This window comes from Streptomyces himalayensis subsp. himalayensis (assembly GCF_013778455.1).
Taxonomy (GTDB): domain Bacteria; phylum Actinomycetota; class Actinomycetes; order Streptomycetales; family Streptomycetaceae; genus Streptomyces; species Streptomyces himalayensis.
The window spans coordinates 96,836-113,607 of the sequence record NZ_JACEHE010000020.1 but is presented as its reverse complement, the minus strand read 5'-3'; the positions used below and the strand labels follow the sequence as shown (position 1 = coordinate 113,607).

Below are 16,772 nucleotides of genomic sequence, written 5' to 3'. Positions count from 1 at the left end.
CGGCACGAGGCCCCTGCCCGGCAAGCCGTTCTCAGCTTGCCCGATCCAGCCAGTGGGCGTCCCTCCACCGCCAGCAGGACCGGCTGGTCGAGCGAGCTGAGGGCGGTGAGCGCCTCAACGCCGACCTGGAACGGCGTTCCGCCGGCGGTCGCGCCGAGACCGGGGCGCGGCCGAGGGGACAGGTGCTGCACTGCGGCGTAAGGCAGTTGGACTTCGGCCTGCACGCCAGTGGTGGTCAGCACCTGCATCCCGCGAGCCTCAGCGCGGGCACGAGGCTTCGCCCCACAATCGTGGACTTGCCGATCCCCGGCCTGGGCGGCCCATCCGGCAGGGCTCGTCCAGCCGCACACTGCGGATGGCGGACTAGGGACACTACGGATACGAGCACGTACAGACAGCGGGATCCTGTCTCGTATGCCCTGCGTATGCGCACTTCGTGTTCGGGCCAGGCAGCAGGCCCGCTTCCCGCCCTCGCTTGGTGCCGATGCGCACGGTCGCGTCGATCATCTCTTGCGGTCCGAGTCGCTGGTCGGTGCCGCAGATGAGCGTGCACAGTCTCTTGCAGGCGCATGTCGGGTAGCGGTCCGCCGTGATGTTCGCCAGCAACATCGAGGTCGGCGAGTTGATCGTGCATGCGGTGATGTGAGTGGCGTTGGAGGCGGAGTTGGGAGCGATGATGGCTGACGGCATGACTGTCGAGCTGGACTACCGATGGCATCTGCGGAAGGTCATGGCGACTCGCGGCATGTTCGCGACCACAGATCTGCGGCCGCTGCTGGTCGAGCGCGGTGTCGCGTTATCGCCAAGCCAGGTGTATCGGCTGGTGGCAGAGCGACCGGAGCGGCTTAGCCTCCGCACGTTGATGGCCTTGCTGGACATCCTGGAGTGCACCATCACCGACTTGATCGAACCGCTACCGGCGCGCGGCGCGCGGCACATCGGAAAGGCCGTGGACGGCGGCGGTGCTGGGACCGAGTCTTCGTGAGCGGTGAGCGCCGGGGGAGGAGCCACGGGCGTCGGCTACGGGCCTGGGCCCGTGGCGCCGAACACGTCGCGGGACCGTACCGGTCAGTGGCGAAAGATGTGGGCGCTTCCGGCGGCGTCGCGGCGCGTGCGAGAGCGACAGTCCCTCCACACGATGACTCCGGGAAGCGGTCGAGCATGCCCGGACCTCGTCGGCGCTCACGTCGGCTCCGAACAGTTCGGTCCCTGGTTCAAAGCGCATGCCCTCAGCGAGGGGGCCGGCGACGACCGGGTCAAAGCCCAGCGCAGCAACGAGAGAGGCGACGACGGCACGATCGTCGGGGTCGTCGCCGGCGATCGCGATGGCCTTGCGTCCCTCCTCCCCGGCGGGCCGCGCTTCCTCCTCCAGGTCGTGGTAACCCGGGTGGTTGAACGCCTTGACCAGCCGGGAGCCGGACGGACGTGCCTGTCGCGTGCGCCGACACTTAAGCGCATGTCTCACCTGCGTCACAGGAATTCGGCGAGATGAGCGGCCGTCCTCACTGTGACGGCGTGCCTTAGGCCCGGTCCGCCGTCCAGCGGGCCCGGCCAGAGTCACGCGCAGGCCGGTACTAAGGGTCCCGGTGGGCGGTCAGCGCCTGCTGAAGTTCGACCGCATGCCGTACGGGGATTCGGGCCTACCGGAGGAAGTCCTGAGCGTGCTGGTGGGAAGAATGGAGAATCTATCGGGAATGCGCTGGTGGAGCATCCCGTCCCGTGCATGGTCTCCGTCACCGGCTCGATACCGGTCGGCCGCAGCATTGCTGCCAAGCCGGCATCAGGCCGCTGGAGCTGGGCGGCACAGCTCTGATCGCCGACTGGGCGCCGCTTGGGCATCCGGGCCGGTCAAGTGTTCTCCGCCTGGAACATCCAGTGCTGCTTCTCCAGGTCTGCGGTGATGGCGATGAGCAGGTCCTGGGTGACCGGGTCGGCCTCTGCAGTGTTCGTGACCCGCTCCCGCATCCGGGCAATAACCAAGGCCAAGGACTCTACGACTGCGGCTACCGCGTCGCTGTCGCGTACCCAACCAGCCGGGTAGCCGGGCAGGTTGCTGCCGGCGGCAATGGTTGCCGCCCGGCCGTCGGGCGTGATGCCGAGCGCGGCGGCCCGCTCGGCAACAGCGTCGGAGAACTCCCGGGTGCTCGTCACGACCTCGTCGAGCTGGAGATGGATGGAGCGAAAGCGGGGCCCGTACAGGCTCCAGTGGGCCTGCTTGCCCGTCAGGGACAGATCCAGCAGGTCCACCAGGGCGCCCTGCAAGGCCTCTGCGACGACCTTGCGGTCGGCTTCCGGCAACGGGCTGGTGATGACAGACATGACATGTTCTCCTTCGCTGCCTGGGACCAGGCGGGGGACAGGATGAGGGATGAAAGGGGTGCAGGACTCCCGCCAGGCAGATTCTTCGACGACGTCGATGAAGTTGCCGCAGGTGAAGCGGGCACGAAGCGTTCAATGGTCCGCCCCGTCGCGCGCCGGGCATCTCCGCTGCACCGTGCGTGTCCACGCCGCCGCTTGGCTCCCCTTGAGCATCTGCTCGATGGCCGCCAGTACGCGACCGACCGTCCCTGCACGTCGATCGCTCCGCCACGGCCGACGACTAATGGGCGCCCGCCGGCATTCACGACCAGCCCGCCCTTGCTGTTCTCCAGGCCGGACGACGTTTCCGTCGATGGAGCCCAACAAGGGTCCATCCATGCGGACGAAGGTCTTCAGATTGATCCCTGCATCCAGGACAGCGATGTCGACCGCGGCCGACAGCTCGGTCGCCCTGGCGACGCCTGCGGATAGCTCCTGCTCGGCCTCGCCCAACGAGAGAGTTGGCATGCCTGTATGTGACGACATGGCGGTCAGCCGCGGTAGGGAGGCGCTTGTCCATGGGGCGGCCACCACCCTAGGCACGCCAGTACCCCCCTTCGCCGCCGCGGGGAGGCCCCGATGAGGCACAACACGATGCTCCGAGATTTCCTGCGCTCACGCCGTGCCAGCCGCAAAGCCACCCACGCCTGCCGACGACCAGCAGATCAGAGATCGATGGCTCACGCCCGGGGTGAGGTGTATTGGCACCGCCAGCCTCCTCGCCGTCGCGGGTCATGAGATCCCCACCGCGCTGCTGCCGTCGCTATTTCCGGCCCGGATCACCGACACGGACGGGCGTGACCAGGATGTCTATGACACCGCCACACGTCAGGCCGACGGCGAAGGCGTCCTCGTCGCTCTAGCCGAACTGCTGCAGGACGATCTCACCGTCTTTCAGCGCTTGCTGACACAGGTCGTAAACCGGGCCCTCCACACGACCGCCGGAGACCGAGCCGATGGCCGTGCCGTCCCGATCCACGGCCAGGGCAGCGCCAGGCGCACGCGGTGCACCACCGCTGACCGCGACCACGGTGGCGACGGCAAAGTCACGGCCTTGCTCAATCCACTGGCACAACTCTCCTGCAAGGTCCAGCATGCCTTTCTCCTCTGGACTGCAGCGGTGCGGTACGGCATCACACGCCTGCGATCTCAGAGCATGAGTTGGTCGATGGTGATCGGCAGGGAGCGGAGGCGGCGTCCGGTGGCGTGGTAGACGGCGTTGCCGATGGCCGCTGCGATACCGACCAGTCCGACCTCGCCGACTCCCTTGGTTCCGACCGCGGTTGCGCGGTCGGGACCGCCGACGAAGAGCACCTCCATGTCGGGCACGTCGGCGTTGACCGGCATCAGGTAGTCCCCGAAGGTCGCGTTCGCGATGCGCCCGGTGACCTCGTCGGTGGCCGTCTCCTCGAACAGGGCCTGGCTGATGCCGCCCACGGTGCCGCCGATGATCTGGCTGGTGGCGGTCTTCTCGTTGAGGATGCGTCCGCCGTCGATGGCGGAGACCACCCGTGCCACACGCAGCAGGCCCAGTTCGGGATCGATGCGCACTTCGACGAACTTCGCACCGAAGGCGCCGGAGAGGGCCATGCCCAGCTCCTCGGCCTGAGGCGGGGTGCTCCTGCCGTCGGCGCTGAGTTCTTCCAGGCTGTGCCGGGCCAGGATGTCGACGTAGGACTCTCCCTGCCCCGGATCGCCGACGCGGTGGATGCGCCCGTCGGTGACCGTCACCTCGTCGAGCGCTGCTCTGCGCAGGGGGGATGCGGCATCGTCGCGCACCACGTCGAGGAATTCCCGCACCAGGCGCCGGCAGGCGGCGTGGACGGCGTTGCCGAGGGCCCCGGTGAGACCGGAGCCGCCGGCCTGGGGGGCGTAGGGCATGTCGGAGTCGCCGAGGTCGAAACGCACCCGGGTGATGTCGAGTCCCAGGAGTTCGGCCGCCAGCTGGGTCATGACCGTGTAGGTGCCGGTTCCGATGTCGGTGGCGGCGCTGCGCACGTACGCCGAGCCGTCGCGGCGCACGGAGGCGCGGGCCTGGCACGGTACCTGGTAGAACGGGTAGGAGACGCCGGCCAGGCCGTAGCCGACCAGCCAGCGGCCGTCGCGCATGGAGCCCGGTTCCGGCGTGCGCCGCGACCAACCGAACCGCTCTGCGCCTTGGAGGTAGCACTCCCGCAGTGCCTTGCTCGACCAGGGCAGGTTGAGGAACGGGTGCTGTTCCGCGTAGTTGCGCAGGCGGATCTCGAGGGGGTCCATGCCCACGGCGTGGGCGACTTCGTCGATGGCGGACTCGAGGGCGAAGTTGCCCTGGCCTTCGGCCGGGGCGCGCATGGAGCCCGGGCAGGGGATGTTCAGGCGCGCCTGCCGGTCGCGGGTCAGTACGTTGGGGCAGGCGTAGGAGACGGCCGAACAGAAGGAGACCGGTTCGTAGTCGTCGTCCTCCATCGCGACGGACGAGATGCCATGGTGCTCGATGGCGACGAGGTCCCCGCCGCGGGTGGCGCCGACCTTGATCTGCTGGACGCTGTTGGGCCGGTGTCCCACGGAGGTGAACATTTCGGGCCGGGTCAGTACCAGCTTGACCGGGCGATTGACCTCGCGGGCGGCCAGCACCGTGAGAATCACATGAGGCCACACCCGCAGGCCGGCGCCGAAGCCGCCGCCGACGAAGGGGGCCAGGACTCTGATGCCGCTCTCGGGGATCTTGAAGATCGTGGCGAGCGAGGTACGCACGTTGTGCGGCCACTGCGTGGAGTCGTGCACGGTGAGTGAATCGCCGTGCCAGAACGCGATGGTGGCCATCAGGCCAAGTGGATTGTTGGTGTTGTCAGGGGTGGTGAAGGTCCCCTCGACGACCACGTCCGCCTGGGCGAATCCGGCGTCGACGTCACCGCGCTCGGTGTCCAGCCCCCAGGGGTTCTCAACGATCTGGGCCCGGGGGTCGTTCAGGTCGAGCATCGCTTCGGCCGCTTCGTACTCGGCGCGTACCAGCCGTGCGGCGTGCCGGGCCTGCTCCGCGGTCTCCGCCACCACGATCGCGATGTGCTGACCGTAGTGCAGGATGCGATCGTCCTGCAGCGGAGCCGGAGGCGACCCGCCCAGGAGAGTCATGGGGCCGCGTTCCAGCTTCGGCGCGGTCAGATGCGTGATGACGGTCAGGACACCGGGCGCCGCCAGGGCCTGGGTCACATCGATGCTGCGGATGCGTCCCGCGGCGATGGTGCTGCGCACCAAGGCGGCGTGCGCCATACCGGGGTAGGAGTAGTCGTTGGGGTACTGAGCGTCTCCGGTCACTTTCAGGGGGGCGTCCACGCGGTCGAGGCCCGCACCAACGGTCCTGCCGGTTTCGAGAGTCGTCATGACAGCGCTCCTGCGACGGTCTCGAGGGTGCGTACGAGAGTGCGCTTTGCCAACTCCACCTTGAATGCGGTTCCAGGCAGCGGCCTGGCGCCCTCCAGGGCCGCCTCCGCCGCAGTGCGGAAGGAGTCGGCGCCCGCGCGGGCGCCACGCAGGACGTCCTCCGCGTTCCAGGCGCGCCAGGGGATGGTGCCGACGCCGCCCAGCGCCACTCGCGCCTCCTGAATGAGGCCGTCTTCGGTCGCGAGGGCCACGCCGGCCGAGGCCAGCGCGAACTCGTACGAGACACGGTCACGGACCTTGAGGTAGTGAGACCGTGCTCCGTCGGGAAGCAGCGGGATCTCGATCGCGGTGATCAGCTCCCCGTGCCGCAGCACGTTCTCGATGTGGGGCGTGTCGCCCGGCGGCAAGTAGAACTGGGTCAGGGGAATCGACCGTGAACCCTCCGCGCCCAGGACGTGGACGATCGCGTCGAGTGCTGTCAGCGGAACCGCGACGTCCGAGGCGTGCAGGGCGATGCAGTGGTCGCTGGTGCCGAGGATGGCGTGCATCCGCTGGATCCCCGTGATGGCAGCGCACCCCGAACCGGGGTTGCGCTTGTTGCAGGAAGCGACGGTGGGATCTCGGAAGTAGCGGCACCGGGCTCGCTGCAACAGGTTGCCCCCGATGGTGGCCATGTTGCGCAGTTGGGTCGATGCGCCGAGCAGAAGGGCCTGTCGCACGAACGGCAGCCGCTCGCCCACGACGGGATCGGTGGCGAGTTCCTCCATCGTCGTCAGCGCGCCGACCCGGATCGCCGAGGCGGTGTGCGTGATGCCGCCGAGGGGGAGGCGGGTGATGTCGATGAGCCGTTCGGGGTGGAGCACCCCGTCCTTCATGAGGTCCAGCTGCGTGGTGCCGCCGGCGAGGAACGACGTGTGCGGATCAGCGCTGACCACAGCGACCGCCTGGTCGGCGTCCGTGGCGCGGGCGTACTCGAAGGGGTGCATCGTCAGCCTTCCCCTGTCACTTCGCGAATCGCCGCGCGAATGTTCGGGTAGGCGCCGCAGCGGCAGATGTTGCCGCTCATGAACTCGCGGATGTCTTCCTCCGAGTTCGCGCGCCCCTCGGCGATCAGGCAGACCGCGGACATGATCTGCCCCGGCGTGCAGTAGCCGCACTGGAACGCGTCATGCCGGGCGAAGGCGGCCTGCATGGGGTGCAGCTCGCCGTCGACCGACAGGGATTCCACGGTGGTGATTTCGCGCCCCTCGTACTGCGCGGCCAGCGCGAGACACGACACCACGCGCCTCCCGTCGACCATCACCGTGCAGGCTCCACAGGCACCCTGGTCGCACCCCTTCTTCGCCCCGGTGAGGCCCAGGTGGTCACGCAGCGCGTCGAGCAGCGTGACACGCGCATCGAGCCGGAGCCGGTGGAGCGTGCCGTTCACGTTGAGGGTGACGTCGACATGGGGCGCTTCCGGCGGCGCCTGTCCGGCCGGCCGTGCCTCGGTTTCCACATGCTTCATGGCGCCTCAATTCTGATTCAGCCGGAGGGAATTCCTCCGGGCAAGGCCACTTTTTTTCCGGCCCTGCGGTCAGAGGTTGCGTCTCAGAAGTGGTTGTAATCCGCCACTCGTACTGTGTAAGTATGTCGCTGAGCAGAAATGGTTGCTGTGCCCTATTGCGCGTGAGGGCCTTTTTCGCCATTCCCTCGCTCGGCGCACGGGCAAATCCAACGCCGGTCGGCGATGGCCCGAGGTCGTGGAATTGCTGGAAGTCGGCTCAACGAGCGGTTCGCCGACGCCGCCCCGGTCACGGCCTACTCCACTGTGCTGGACAAGGGCATGTACGTGGATTCAGTTTCCACCATATGTCCGGATCTTGCCGCTAGCAGCACATCGATCCTAGCGCGCTGACCAGCGACCGTACGTACCAGGGTCGGCTGATTCAGCGGTGCTGTGCCACATATCAGGGACATCCCGCCAGGGGTGCTACGGATGCGCGTGTGTACAGGCAGCAGGACTTCTGTCATGCATGCCGTACGCATTCCACCGCACCATCATCTTCGGACCGAGCACCGGCACCGGGCTGGCGCGCCGTGCGGCTTGTTCGCGTCGTGCCACATACGCAGTCCTGCCGGACCGGTGCCGTGCACGGATCCGGGCCCTTCGACGTGCCGCCGGTTCCTTAGAATGATCCCCATGGCTTCCACCACTCGACGACGCTCCAGCGCGGCTGACCGACGGTCCGCACTCGAAAGGCGGATCCTGTCCGTGATCGAGGAGCTGCTGAGCGGTGGTGTGACCTACACCGAGCTGAGCGTGGAGCAGATCGCCCACGCGGCGGGCATCTCGCGTTCCACGTTCTATCTGTACTTCCGCGACAAGGTGGATGTCCTGCTTCGGCTGAGCGGCTCGCTCAAGACAGAGAGTCATGCGATCGCCTCTTCCTGGCGGCCCTGCGGTCCGGGCGGCGGACTGGACGGCCTGGCCCGTACCTACGAGCTCATCCTGCGGCATTACCGCAAGCACGCCGCGCTGCTTTCGGCGATCAACGAAGTGGCCGCCTACGACCCGGCGGTCCGTGAAGCATGGACGGCGGATCAGGACCGTTTCGTTGACCACGTAGTGACAGTGCTGAAGGAGGAGCAACAGGCCGGCCGGACACCCGCGGACATCGACCCCGAGCTCGCCGCCAGGGTCATCGTCCAGGGAGGCGGTCAGGTCATCGCCCAGCAGGTGTCCGGCAGCGACGGGGACGACGCCGCGCTCGCACGCGAGCTGGCAAACGGTTACTGGTACGGCGTGTACCGCCGCTCCCACGAAGCGGCTGCCGGCTAGCCAAGGCCGGAGGGCGCCTACCGTGCCTTTGACCAGGATCGGAGGGCGCCTTCGGCTTCCTCTTCCTCCCGCAGGCGGGTGTCGACCAGATCGGCCCCGGTTGCCGTGTCCTGCTCGCCGCTCAGGGAAGGCGGGAAGCGTCGTCGTCGCGGTAACACTGTCTGCTGGCGAGGCCCTTCGGGCCCGGCCCCGCCCGACGCAGCGATGCACTCCTCTTTACTCGGTGTTGCATTTGTTGTTTTGATTTTTCTTTCTCGCGCCCGAAATGCTGTGGGAGCTTGTGCAGCTTCCGCTGGGGCGCGAAGACCGGCACCCGGCAGGGGCTCAGCCAGACGCCTATCGGTGCGACCGGTTCAAGGCACGTCCCGGCCGGGCAGGAACTCAGGCCGGCGCAGGAGCAAGGACAGCGGCCGCCGCCTGGGCGATCTCGGCATCCTGGGTCACGGATCCCCCTGACACGCCCACGGCCCCGACGGCCACGCCCTCGGCGTTGTGAATCGGCTTGCCGCCAGGCCGAGCAGGGCACCGTCGATACGGACGAAAGCCTTGAGATTCGCTCCGGTGTCGAACACCGCGATATTCACGGGAAGCGCCATTTCCGCTGCGCTCCGCATACCGGCCGAGAGAACCCGCTGGTTCTCTCCGGTCGAAATGTCAGGCATGGGGACGACACTCCTTGCATGGTGGCGTCTTTGCCGGCCGGTTCGCGATTCCGGTAACCGCCTTGTGGTCCGGCCAATCGGTCGGCGTTTCTTTCTGACGCCAATGTTTCGCCATGCCGGACATGTGGTGTAATCCGTCATCCGACCATGCTGGAAAGGGCTGCGAGCAGTTCCCGTAGGTATGGTGACCAGGACGGGGCAGGCGCAGTTCGCCCATGCATCAGTTTCGTTTCCGGGATCGCGCCCGCGGGTGTCACGGGGGCCGGGTGAGCTGACCGCTTCAGATGCTCCCGGCCAGGCGGACTGGGGATGTCGGCTCAGATGCCTCGCGCTACGTACACATTGCGGGCTGCGCGCGGGCACTCAGTCGCGTTCGCTAGGTCCCCGGCCTCCCGATCGCCGGACGCCCCGGCGTCGCCCCACAGGGGCGACGAAACATGCGCGAGCATGACGGGGAAATGTGCCGGTACCAGATTGCATACCGAGCAACCGGCCCCGAGGCCTCCAGAGGCTTCTGGATCGGGAGAAAGTGAAGGTCAGGAACGGTGCGGTGCGGGGTTCGATCTCGGCAGCCAGTAGGATCCACCGCCGGGTGCCTCGGGCGGACGGCTGTCCGCTCGTGCCGATGAGGGGAAGGGAACCGCTCGTGAGGAGAACCGTACGGAACGAGACGTCTCCCGTTCCTAGACGGCTGTGGATTTCGGAGAGTACGCGGGGCCGGGTGACGCCGACCGAGCTCTTTTTCGACTTGGTGTTCGTCTTCGTCGTCACTCAGGTCACCCACGCGGTGGAAACCCATCCTGGTTGGGAAGGCCTCCTCAAGGGGCTGTTCCCGATGGTCATCGTGTGGTGGATGTTCAGCGGATTCGGATGGCTCACCAACGCGGTGAGGCCTGACGCGGTGCAAGTGCGCCTGTTGCTGATGCTTGCGATGACGGGCTTCTTCATCATGGGGCTGGATGTGCCTTACGCCTTCGCGCCTGAGGGGTGGGCCTTCCCCTTGGCGTATCTGGCCGTCGTTGCCATCCACGGGGTGGTCTATCTGACAGCCGATGCGCCGTCGGCGCGGCAGGCCATCCGTCGCAACATGCCGTTCAACGCTGCTGCCGGCGTCCTCGTGTTCGTCGCCCCGCATCTGCCGGAAGCATGGGGCTGGGTGTGCTGGGCCACAGCTGTACTGGTCCTCTATCTTTCGCCCTTCCTGGGTCACATTCGCGGCTTCGTCATTGAGCCGCATCACTTCGTCGAGCGGCATGCGCTGCTCCTGCTGGTGGTACTGGGCGAGTCGGTGGTTGCCATCGGAATCGGCGCCCAAGGAGCGGAGCCCCACGCGGTGGACGCCCCCTTGGCGCTCGGCGTGGCGTTGGGGATTGCCGTGGCGTCGGGGCTGTGGTGGGTGTACTTCGACGGGGACGAGGCGCGAGCTGACGCCGAGTTCGAGAAGGCCACCGAGCACCGTCGCCAAATGCTCGCCTACTACGCGTTCACCGGCGCGCACCTTGTGATGATCATCGGCATCATCCTGGTCGCGGCCGGGATCAGCGACGCCATCCACCACTTCGGCGGTCATGCACACCAGTGGTGGCTGGGTTGCGGCACAGCGGTGTTTCTCGTGGGTCACGCGATCTACCGAGGCTTGCTGGGAAGCGGACGGATCGCCGACCGCCTGGTCGGGGCGGTGTGCGCGGTGCCGCTGGGGGCAACAGCGGCCATCGCCGGCTGGATCGGTATGACCATGGTTGTGGTCGTCCTGACGGCCATCGCCACCGTGGACCACCGCCTGGCGTCAAAGGACCCGAGCCCGCTCGAGGACGTTGAATCCGGCTGACACATCGACTGCGCCGACGACACCGGCTTCAGCATTACAAGCGCCGCGACGGGATGTGCTCATGGCGCGGGCCGGAGTGGCCTCGCGCGAGAGCGGACGGCGACGCCGGGCGGCCCTGATCACTGTGCCGCCGGCCACCTCCGCAGCCGTCCGCGCTGCGGTCCTCACCGCCGGGACGGACACTGGGCCCGGCGACCCGGTCACCGACCAGGAGGCCGTGGGGCTGCTGAACCGCATCGCCACCCTCGCGGCGCCCGAGGACGCCGGGGACATCTTCCGGCGCTCGGACTGGCAGGCCGTCGACGGCAAGCGGGCCGGACTCGCCCGGATCACCGTGCTGTCCGGCCCCTCCGGCCGGGGAACGAAGACCATGCGTCTGGATGCCGACCCGAACGCCGTGACCTACCGGGAACTGCAGGCCCTGCCGACCGACCCGGCCGCGCCCTACCGCAAGATCTGGGCCGACACCGAAGGTCAGGAGCCGACCCAAGAGGAGGCGGCGCTGGAGACCATCGGCGCGGCCCTCTACCGCGCCGCCGCCAGGATCCCCGGCGTCTTTGTGGTCGAGGACGCCGCCGGTCGGCGCGGTATCGGGCTTGCCTTCGCAGACGGCGACGACCGTGACGTGTGGGTCTTCGACCGCACGACGCTCCACTACCTCGGATCCGATGAGGTGGCGCTGCTGGACGTCGGCGTCGTGAACAAGATCGGCAAGACTCCGGGCGACTGACAGACGCCGACCACCTGGCCCGCATCCGGTGACCGCTCCGGAGGCAGGCCGCTTCGGCCTGTGCGCGCAGCAGATCCCCGGGTCTGCAGATCCCGCGGTCAGTACGGCTATCTCCCGCCTTTGTGCAGTGCGTTGGACAGCATGTCCGATCACCTTTAGGGTCCTTCTGTGAGCGCCGCTGGGCGCCCGGCTGCTCTGACCGATCTGAAGTGGATTTTCCGTGACTGATGGGGTTTCCCGTCCGACTCTGCTCCTCGTGCACGGGGCATGGCACGGCGCGTGGTGCTGGGAGAAGCTGACGTCGGTGCTGCACGCCGACGGGTGGCGGACTCGGGCGATCGACCTGCCGAGCGCCGGGGGGCGGACCGGCATGCAGGACGACGCGCAGGCGGTGCTCCGAGAGCTGGAGATCATCGACGGCCCCGTTGTGGTCGTCGCACACTCATACGGCGGCATACCGGTCACCCAAGCCGTTGCCGAGGCGGGGAACGTCTCGCGCATCGTCTATCTGGCGTCGTTCCAGCTCGACGTCGGTGAGAGTCTCCTCGGGTTCTACGGCGCGCCTGTTTCACCAAAGCGGGGCGATTTCGAGGCCGTACCGGACGATCCCATCGCGTTGTTCTACGGCGATGTGCCTCGGTCCGAGGCCGAGGAGGCCGCCGAGCGGCTGGTGCCGCAGAGCGCGAGGTCCTTCAGCGACGTCCTGACCGGGGCGGGGTGGCACACCGTCCCGTCGACGTACATCGTCTGCGAGGACGATCAGGCCCTGCCCGCGCAGAGCCAGCAGTTGCTGGCCTCGAGGTCCGGCGCGGTCCACCGGGTCGAGAGCAGCCACTCGCCGTTCATGTCCAAGCCGGAGGAACTCGCCGCCCTCCTGGCGAAGATCGCACTCGAGTCGGACGCCTGAGCCCAGGCCGCACCCTCACCCGAGCACTCACCCCAGTTGATCAACCGGCAGCGTCCGCGGCCGCACCCTGCATGCCGGCGGACAGGCATGCAGGGCGGGGCGGTCCTGCCCTGCCTGCAAACCGTGCAGAAGGAGAACATCGTGAACAGCAACAGCCGCCAGGAGCAGACCGGTGCGCTGCCCGAGGAAGCGATCAGGGCCGAGCTCGTGGCGCGGGCCGTCGCTCTGCAGCCGCTGCTGCGGGACCAGGCAGCGCGCGGCGAGTCGGATCGCGTCCTGCCGGTGGACGTCGTCGAAGCTCTGGCCGAGGCAGGCGTCTTCCGGCTGCTGACCCCCAAGCGGTACGGCGGCCATGAGACCGACCTTCGGACCTTGACCGAGGTGTCGGAGGCCCTCGGGGAGGGCGATGGCTCGGCGGCCTGGGTCGGGATGATCATTGCGGTGACCAACTGGCTGGCGTGCCTCTTCCCGGACAAGGCCCAGGAAGAGGTCTTCGGGGCCGATCCGGATGCCCGCGTGACCGGTGTGGCGGCGCCGACGGGCATGGGAGAGCGGGTGCCGGGCGGCTGGCGCGTCAGCGGGAGGTGGCCGTACAACTCCGGGGCTCCGTATGCCACCTGGGCTGCGGTCGGTGCGCTGCTGAAGAACGACAGCGGAGCAGTGGCGGACCAGGCACTCGTCCTGATCCCCGCCTGCGAGCTGGCCGTTGAGGACACCTGGCACACCGCGGGCATGAAGGCGACCGCCAGCAACACCCTGGTCGGGCAGGACGTGTTCGTTCCTGAGCACCGTGTGCTGTCGGTTCCCGCGGCCGCGGAGGGCGTCTACCCCCGCGCGTCCCGGGACGAGGCGCTGTACACCTCGACGTTCGGGCCGATGCTCTTGCTGTGCCTGGTCGGACCGCTGCTCGGACTGGGGAAGGCGGCGCTGAGCGTGGCGGTGGACGCAGCCGCGGAGAAGCCGTTGTCGTTCACCGTCCACAGCCGGCAGGCAGATTCGGTGGGCGTCCAGATACAGCTGGCACAAGCAGCACTGAAGCTGGAGACGGCCCGCCTACACACCTACCGAGCCGTGGACGAGGTGGATCAGGCCGCCTCCTCCGGCGGCCCCTTGGACTACGCCGCACGTGCGCACGTCAGGGCCCGGGCCGGTTTCGCCGCACAGCACGTACTGGAGGCAGTCAGCACCCTCCTGAACGTGCATGGCGCGGCCGCGTTCGCCGACGCCGGCCCCCTGCAGCGCATCTGGCGGGACGCCAACGTCGCGGCGCGCCACGCCGGCCTGGTCCCGGCGGTCGGCCTGGAGGTCTACGGCAAGTCCCTCCTCGGCAGCAGCGAGCGAGTGAGCCTGATGCTCTGAGCCGGACCGATGCCGAGACGCATGGCGCTCCGGGAGCGTTCGGGGTCGCGAGTGTCCCCTTGGGGAACGAGGCCCGCACCACCCGAGCCGTCAGCTCAGGCACCCCATCATCCGACCGCGACTCCAGCGACACCCGCTCACCCCACCCTGCCAACGACCATAGCCATCAACAAGACGAACGACACAGCCCCACCCGAATCACGCCTTTCCCAACAGAGTCGTTCACGGCCGAGAAGGTGACTCCAGGCCCTCAGGAATGCTCTGCTCAACCCAGACGGTCTTGCCGCCCTCGGTGTAGCGGGTGCCCCAACGTTCGGAGCACCGGGCGACGAGGAGCAGCCCCCGGCCGCCCTCGTCGGTAGTGCGGGCGTGCCGCAACCGTGGTGAGGTGCTGCTGCCGTCGGACACCTCGCATGTCAGAACATGGCTGCGGATGAGTCGCAGCTGCACAGGAGGTTTGGCGTAGCGGATGGCGTTGGTGACGAGCTCACTGGCTATCAGTTCGGTGGTGAACGCCGCTTCGCTCATGTCCCACGATGTGAGCTGCCGGGTGACGAGCGACCGGGCCGTGGAGACCATGGCCGGATCGCTCGGCAGATCCCACGACACGACCCGTGCCGGACCCAGCGTGTGCGTGCGGGCGACCTGAACGGCGACGTCTTCCCGGAGCCGTGCCGGGACCAGTGCTTCGGTCAGCATGCTGCATGCCTGGCGCACGGAGCCGGAAAACCCGGCGAGAAGGTCGGCCAAGCGCTCGCGGTTCCGATCTTCGGGCTGCTCCTGGAAGAGGCCTGGGGTGTACAGCGCGAGCATCGAGTTCTCGGGCAGGTCGACGTCGGCCTTCCCGAAAGGAGCGCCGGCGCAGCACAGTGCGGCGCCGGGCGGATGCTCCAGGAGGGCCACGGTGCCGTCCGGGTGCACGACCACGGGCCAGGGGTGACCGGCACTGGAGAGCGAGCAGCGCCGGGTCACGGGATCGTAGATCAGGTAGAGGCACGTCGCGCCGGCCTCGTCTCCGTTGTCAGATCTCCCGGCGTCCCGTGCCGGCCATGGCTGGTCGTCCACCGTTCCGGGGCCGTTGCTGAGGCGGCGTACCAGGTCGTCGAGCCGGGCGAGCAGTTCATCCGGTTCCAGGTCCAGGTCCGACAGGGTGTGCACGGCTGCGCGGATCCGCCCTGCGGCTGCGGCGGTCTGTACCCCGTGGCCGGGCACCCGGCCTGCGACGAGGGCCACCCGGGCTCCGGAGAGTGGTACGGCGTCGACCCAGTCGCCGCCGGAGCCCGCGTGCACGTATTCGTGCGCCACATCCAGGGCGTGATGAGTGGGGAGTCCGCCCGGCCGCAGGGCGTGCCGCAGTGCGACCAGGGAATTGCTCTCACGCAGGTACCGGCGGGCGTTGTCCAGGCACGCGGCGGTGCGCAGGGCGAGTTCTCCGGCCAGGGTCAGATCGTCACGTTCGAAAGGCCTCCGCTCCCCCCAGCGACAGAACGTGGCGAGCCCCAGAGCTCGGTACTGGGCGACCAGCGGTACGAGCATCAGCGAGTGGACGTCTTCCCTGGGCGCCCGCAAGCTGTGCAACGCCCGCTGTCCGGGAGGACTCAGCGGATCGACAATGCGCGGCTGAAGGTCGGTGAGGGCCTCGGCAGCGGCCACCGGCGGCAGGGCGCCGTCTTGGTCACAGGCCGTCCAGGGTTCCGCGTCGTCCCGGGACCGGCATACCGCCCGACGCAGCACGGTGTCGCGGTGTACGGGACCGGGTTCGAGGTCCTCTCCCGCGAGTACCGGCTCCAGGACTTCCACGGCCATGCTGTCGGCCAGCCCCGGCACGGATACCTCCGCCAGGCCCCGGACGGTGTCCAGCACGTCGAGGGTGGACCCGATCCGTGTGCCGGCCTGCGCGAGCACATTCAGCCGCTCCTGCGCCAGATGGCGGTCGGTGACGTCGACAGTGGCGTCGGCGATGCCCAGGAGGCGACCATGGACGTCCTCCAGGCGGAAGACGGAAGCCGAATAGACATGCTCATGACTTGGATCTCCTGGGGGGCGCATCCGCTTTTCGACGCCGATCACCGGCTGCCCCGTGGCCAGCACCTGTTGCATCACGCGCTCCACCGATTCCGCGGCGAAGCCCGGCCACGCCTCCGTGGGACGCCTGCCGACGGCTTCTGCGACCGAGGTGCCCTGCATGCCTTCGCCCGCGGGGTTGAACCGGACGAGCCGCAGGCAGGGATCGAGGAGGAACAGACCTACGGGAGAGACGGTGAACAGTGTCTCCAGGAGGGCCTGGTCGAGTTCGGCCGTCGGGTTTCCCTGTTCCGCAGGGGCGAGCGTGACCCCCCAGCACCTGACCGCCGCGCCTTCGCGCTCAGGACGGACGGTCATTCGGCAGGGCAGGGAGGCGCCGTCCTCGCGTCGCAGGAGAACGGCGAAGTCGTCGATGGCGGCGAGCGAGTGCGTGGTGGGATCGACACCGGCCAGCAGGTCCCATGCCGGGCGCCCCAGCATGGCATCCGCCGGGTAGCCCAGCAGCCCCTCGGCCACCGGGCTCCATCCGACCACCGTGCCGCGCTGGTCAATCAGGATGTGGGCCTGGTTCTCCGCCGGGACTCCATCGTGGGGGCCACTGCGGCTGGTGGCGTGAGATGCACCCATAGTCATCAGCTTTCACTTGCCTCAGAACTCGGTACGCACTCAGTGTCCTCCGAGACGGGCGAGCGCGACATCGGACCCACCTGCTGGTCGTGGAC

At 68.3% G+C, this 16,772-nt stretch carries 14 protein-coding genes and 1 pseudogene; 7 read left to right on the top strand and 8 right to left on the bottom strand.

Annotation, left to right across the window (positions count from 1 at the left end; translation table 11 throughout):
* The first annotated feature begins 688 nt into the window (after positions 1-688).
* Both H1D24_RS28505 and H1D24_RS44165 read left to right on the top strand, forming a co-directional pair.
* Positions 689-985 carry a helix-turn-helix domain-containing protein gene (locus tag H1D24_RS28505; RefSeq protein WP_181660626.1) on the top strand — a complete coding sequence of 99 codons (297 nt, stop codon included), beginning with the start codon at positions 689-691 and terminating at the stop codon, positions 983-985.
* Positions 986-1,507: 522 nt separating this feature from the next.
* A complete protein-coding gene (locus tag H1D24_RS44165) occupies positions 1,508-1,813 on the top strand; it encodes an aldehyde dehydrogenase family protein (RefSeq protein ID WP_374064408.1) in 306 nt (101 codons plus the stop codon).
* Between the two features lie 35 nt (positions 1,814-1,848).
* On the opposite strand, the gene H1D24_RS28500 is transcribed toward H1D24_RS44165, so the two are convergent.
* From H1D24_RS28500 to H1D24_RS28480, 5 genes and pseudogenes are all read right to left on the bottom strand, one after another.
* The gene (locus H1D24_RS28500) at positions 1,849-2,319 is read right to left on the bottom strand and encodes a Dps family protein (RefSeq protein ID WP_181660580.1); all 471 of its coding nucleotides are present in this window, start codon (positions 2,317-2,319) and stop codon (positions 1,849-1,851) included.
* A gap of 808 nt (positions 2,320-3,127) precedes the next feature.
* Positions 3,128-3,454, bottom strand: a pseudogene (locus tag H1D24_RS28495) (XdhC family protein); the annotation flags it as partial.
* A gap of 53 nt (positions 3,455-3,507) precedes the next feature.
* Positions 3,508-5,718 (bottom strand): xanthine dehydrogenase family protein molybdopterin-binding subunit, encoded by a 2,211-nt coding sequence (locus H1D24_RS28490; RefSeq protein WP_181660579.1) that lies wholly within the window; start codon positions 5,716-5,718, stop codon positions 3,508-3,510.
* Positions 5,715-6,704 carry an FAD binding domain-containing protein gene (locus H1D24_RS28485; protein WP_181660578.1) on the bottom strand — a complete coding sequence of 330 codons (990 nt, stop codon included), beginning with the start codon at positions 6,702-6,704 and terminating at the stop codon, positions 5,715-5,717. Before H1D24_RS28485 ends, H1D24_RS28490 begins: the two co-directional genes overlap by 4 nt.
* Positions 6,705-6,706: 2 nt before the next feature.
* The gene (locus H1D24_RS28480) at positions 6,707-7,225 is read right to left on the bottom strand and encodes a (2Fe-2S)-binding protein (RefSeq protein WP_181660577.1); all 519 of its coding nucleotides are present in this window, start codon (positions 7,223-7,225) and stop codon (positions 6,707-6,709) included.
* Between the two features lie 675 nt (positions 7,226-7,900).
* Here H1D24_RS28480 and H1D24_RS28475 point away from each other — a divergent pair.
* Positions 7,901-8,539 (top strand): TetR/AcrR family transcriptional regulator, encoded by a 639-nt coding sequence (locus tag H1D24_RS28475; RefSeq protein ID WP_181660576.1) that lies wholly within the window; start codon positions 7,901-7,903, stop codon positions 8,537-8,539.
* A gap of 381 nt (positions 8,540-8,920) precedes the next feature.
* Here H1D24_RS28475 and H1D24_RS42735 read toward each other — a convergent pair whose 3' ends face one another.
* Together H1D24_RS42735 and H1D24_RS28470 are read right to left on the bottom strand one after the other, a co-directional pair.
* Positions 8,921-9,019 (bottom strand): hypothetical protein, encoded by a 99-nt coding sequence (locus H1D24_RS42735; RefSeq protein ID WP_374064407.1) that lies wholly within the window; start codon positions 9,017-9,019, stop codon positions 8,921-8,923.
* Positions 8,980-9,201 carry a heme-binding protein gene (locus H1D24_RS28470; RefSeq protein WP_258564379.1) on the bottom strand — a complete coding sequence of 74 codons (222 nt, stop codon included), beginning with the start codon at positions 9,199-9,201 and terminating at the stop codon, positions 8,980-8,982. The genes H1D24_RS42735 and H1D24_RS28470 overlap by 40 nt, the downstream gene beginning before the upstream one ends.
* Before the next feature lie 721 nt (positions 9,202-9,922).
* Here H1D24_RS28470 and H1D24_RS28465 point away from each other — a divergent pair.
* The 4 genes from H1D24_RS28465 (at position 9,923) to H1D24_RS28450 (ending at position 14,025) form a co-directional block, all read left to right on the top strand.
* Positions 9,923-11,029, top strand: a complete 1,107-nt coding sequence (locus H1D24_RS28465; protein ID WP_181660575.1) for a low temperature requirement protein A — start codon at positions 9,923-9,925, stop codon at positions 11,027-11,029.
* Positions 11,030-11,090: 61 nt separating this feature from the next.
* On the top strand, positions 11,091-11,759 hold the full coding sequence (locus H1D24_RS28460) for a hypothetical protein (protein ID WP_181660574.1): 669 nt from the start codon (positions 11,091-11,093) through the stop codon (positions 11,757-11,759).
* 220 nt (positions 11,760-11,979) lie between these two features.
* Positions 11,980-12,666, top strand: coding sequence for an alpha/beta fold hydrolase (locus tag H1D24_RS28455; protein ID WP_181660573.1), 687 nt, complete (start codon positions 11,980-11,982; stop codon positions 12,664-12,666).
* A 141-nt stretch (positions 12,667-12,807) separates the two neighbouring features.
* The gene (locus H1D24_RS28450; protein WP_309484472.1) at positions 12,808-14,025 is read left to right on the top strand and encodes an acyl-CoA dehydrogenase family protein; all 1,218 of its coding nucleotides are present in this window, start codon (positions 12,808-12,810) and stop codon (positions 14,023-14,025) included.
* A 222-nt stretch (positions 14,026-14,247) separates the two neighbouring features.
* Here the strand turns inward: H1D24_RS28450 and H1D24_RS28445 are convergent, their stop codons facing one another.
* Positions 14,248-16,677, bottom strand: coding sequence for a SpoIIE family protein phosphatase (locus H1D24_RS28445; RefSeq protein WP_181660571.1), 2,430 nt, complete (start codon positions 16,675-16,677; stop codon positions 14,248-14,250).
* Positions 16,678-16,772 lie beyond the last annotated feature (95 nt).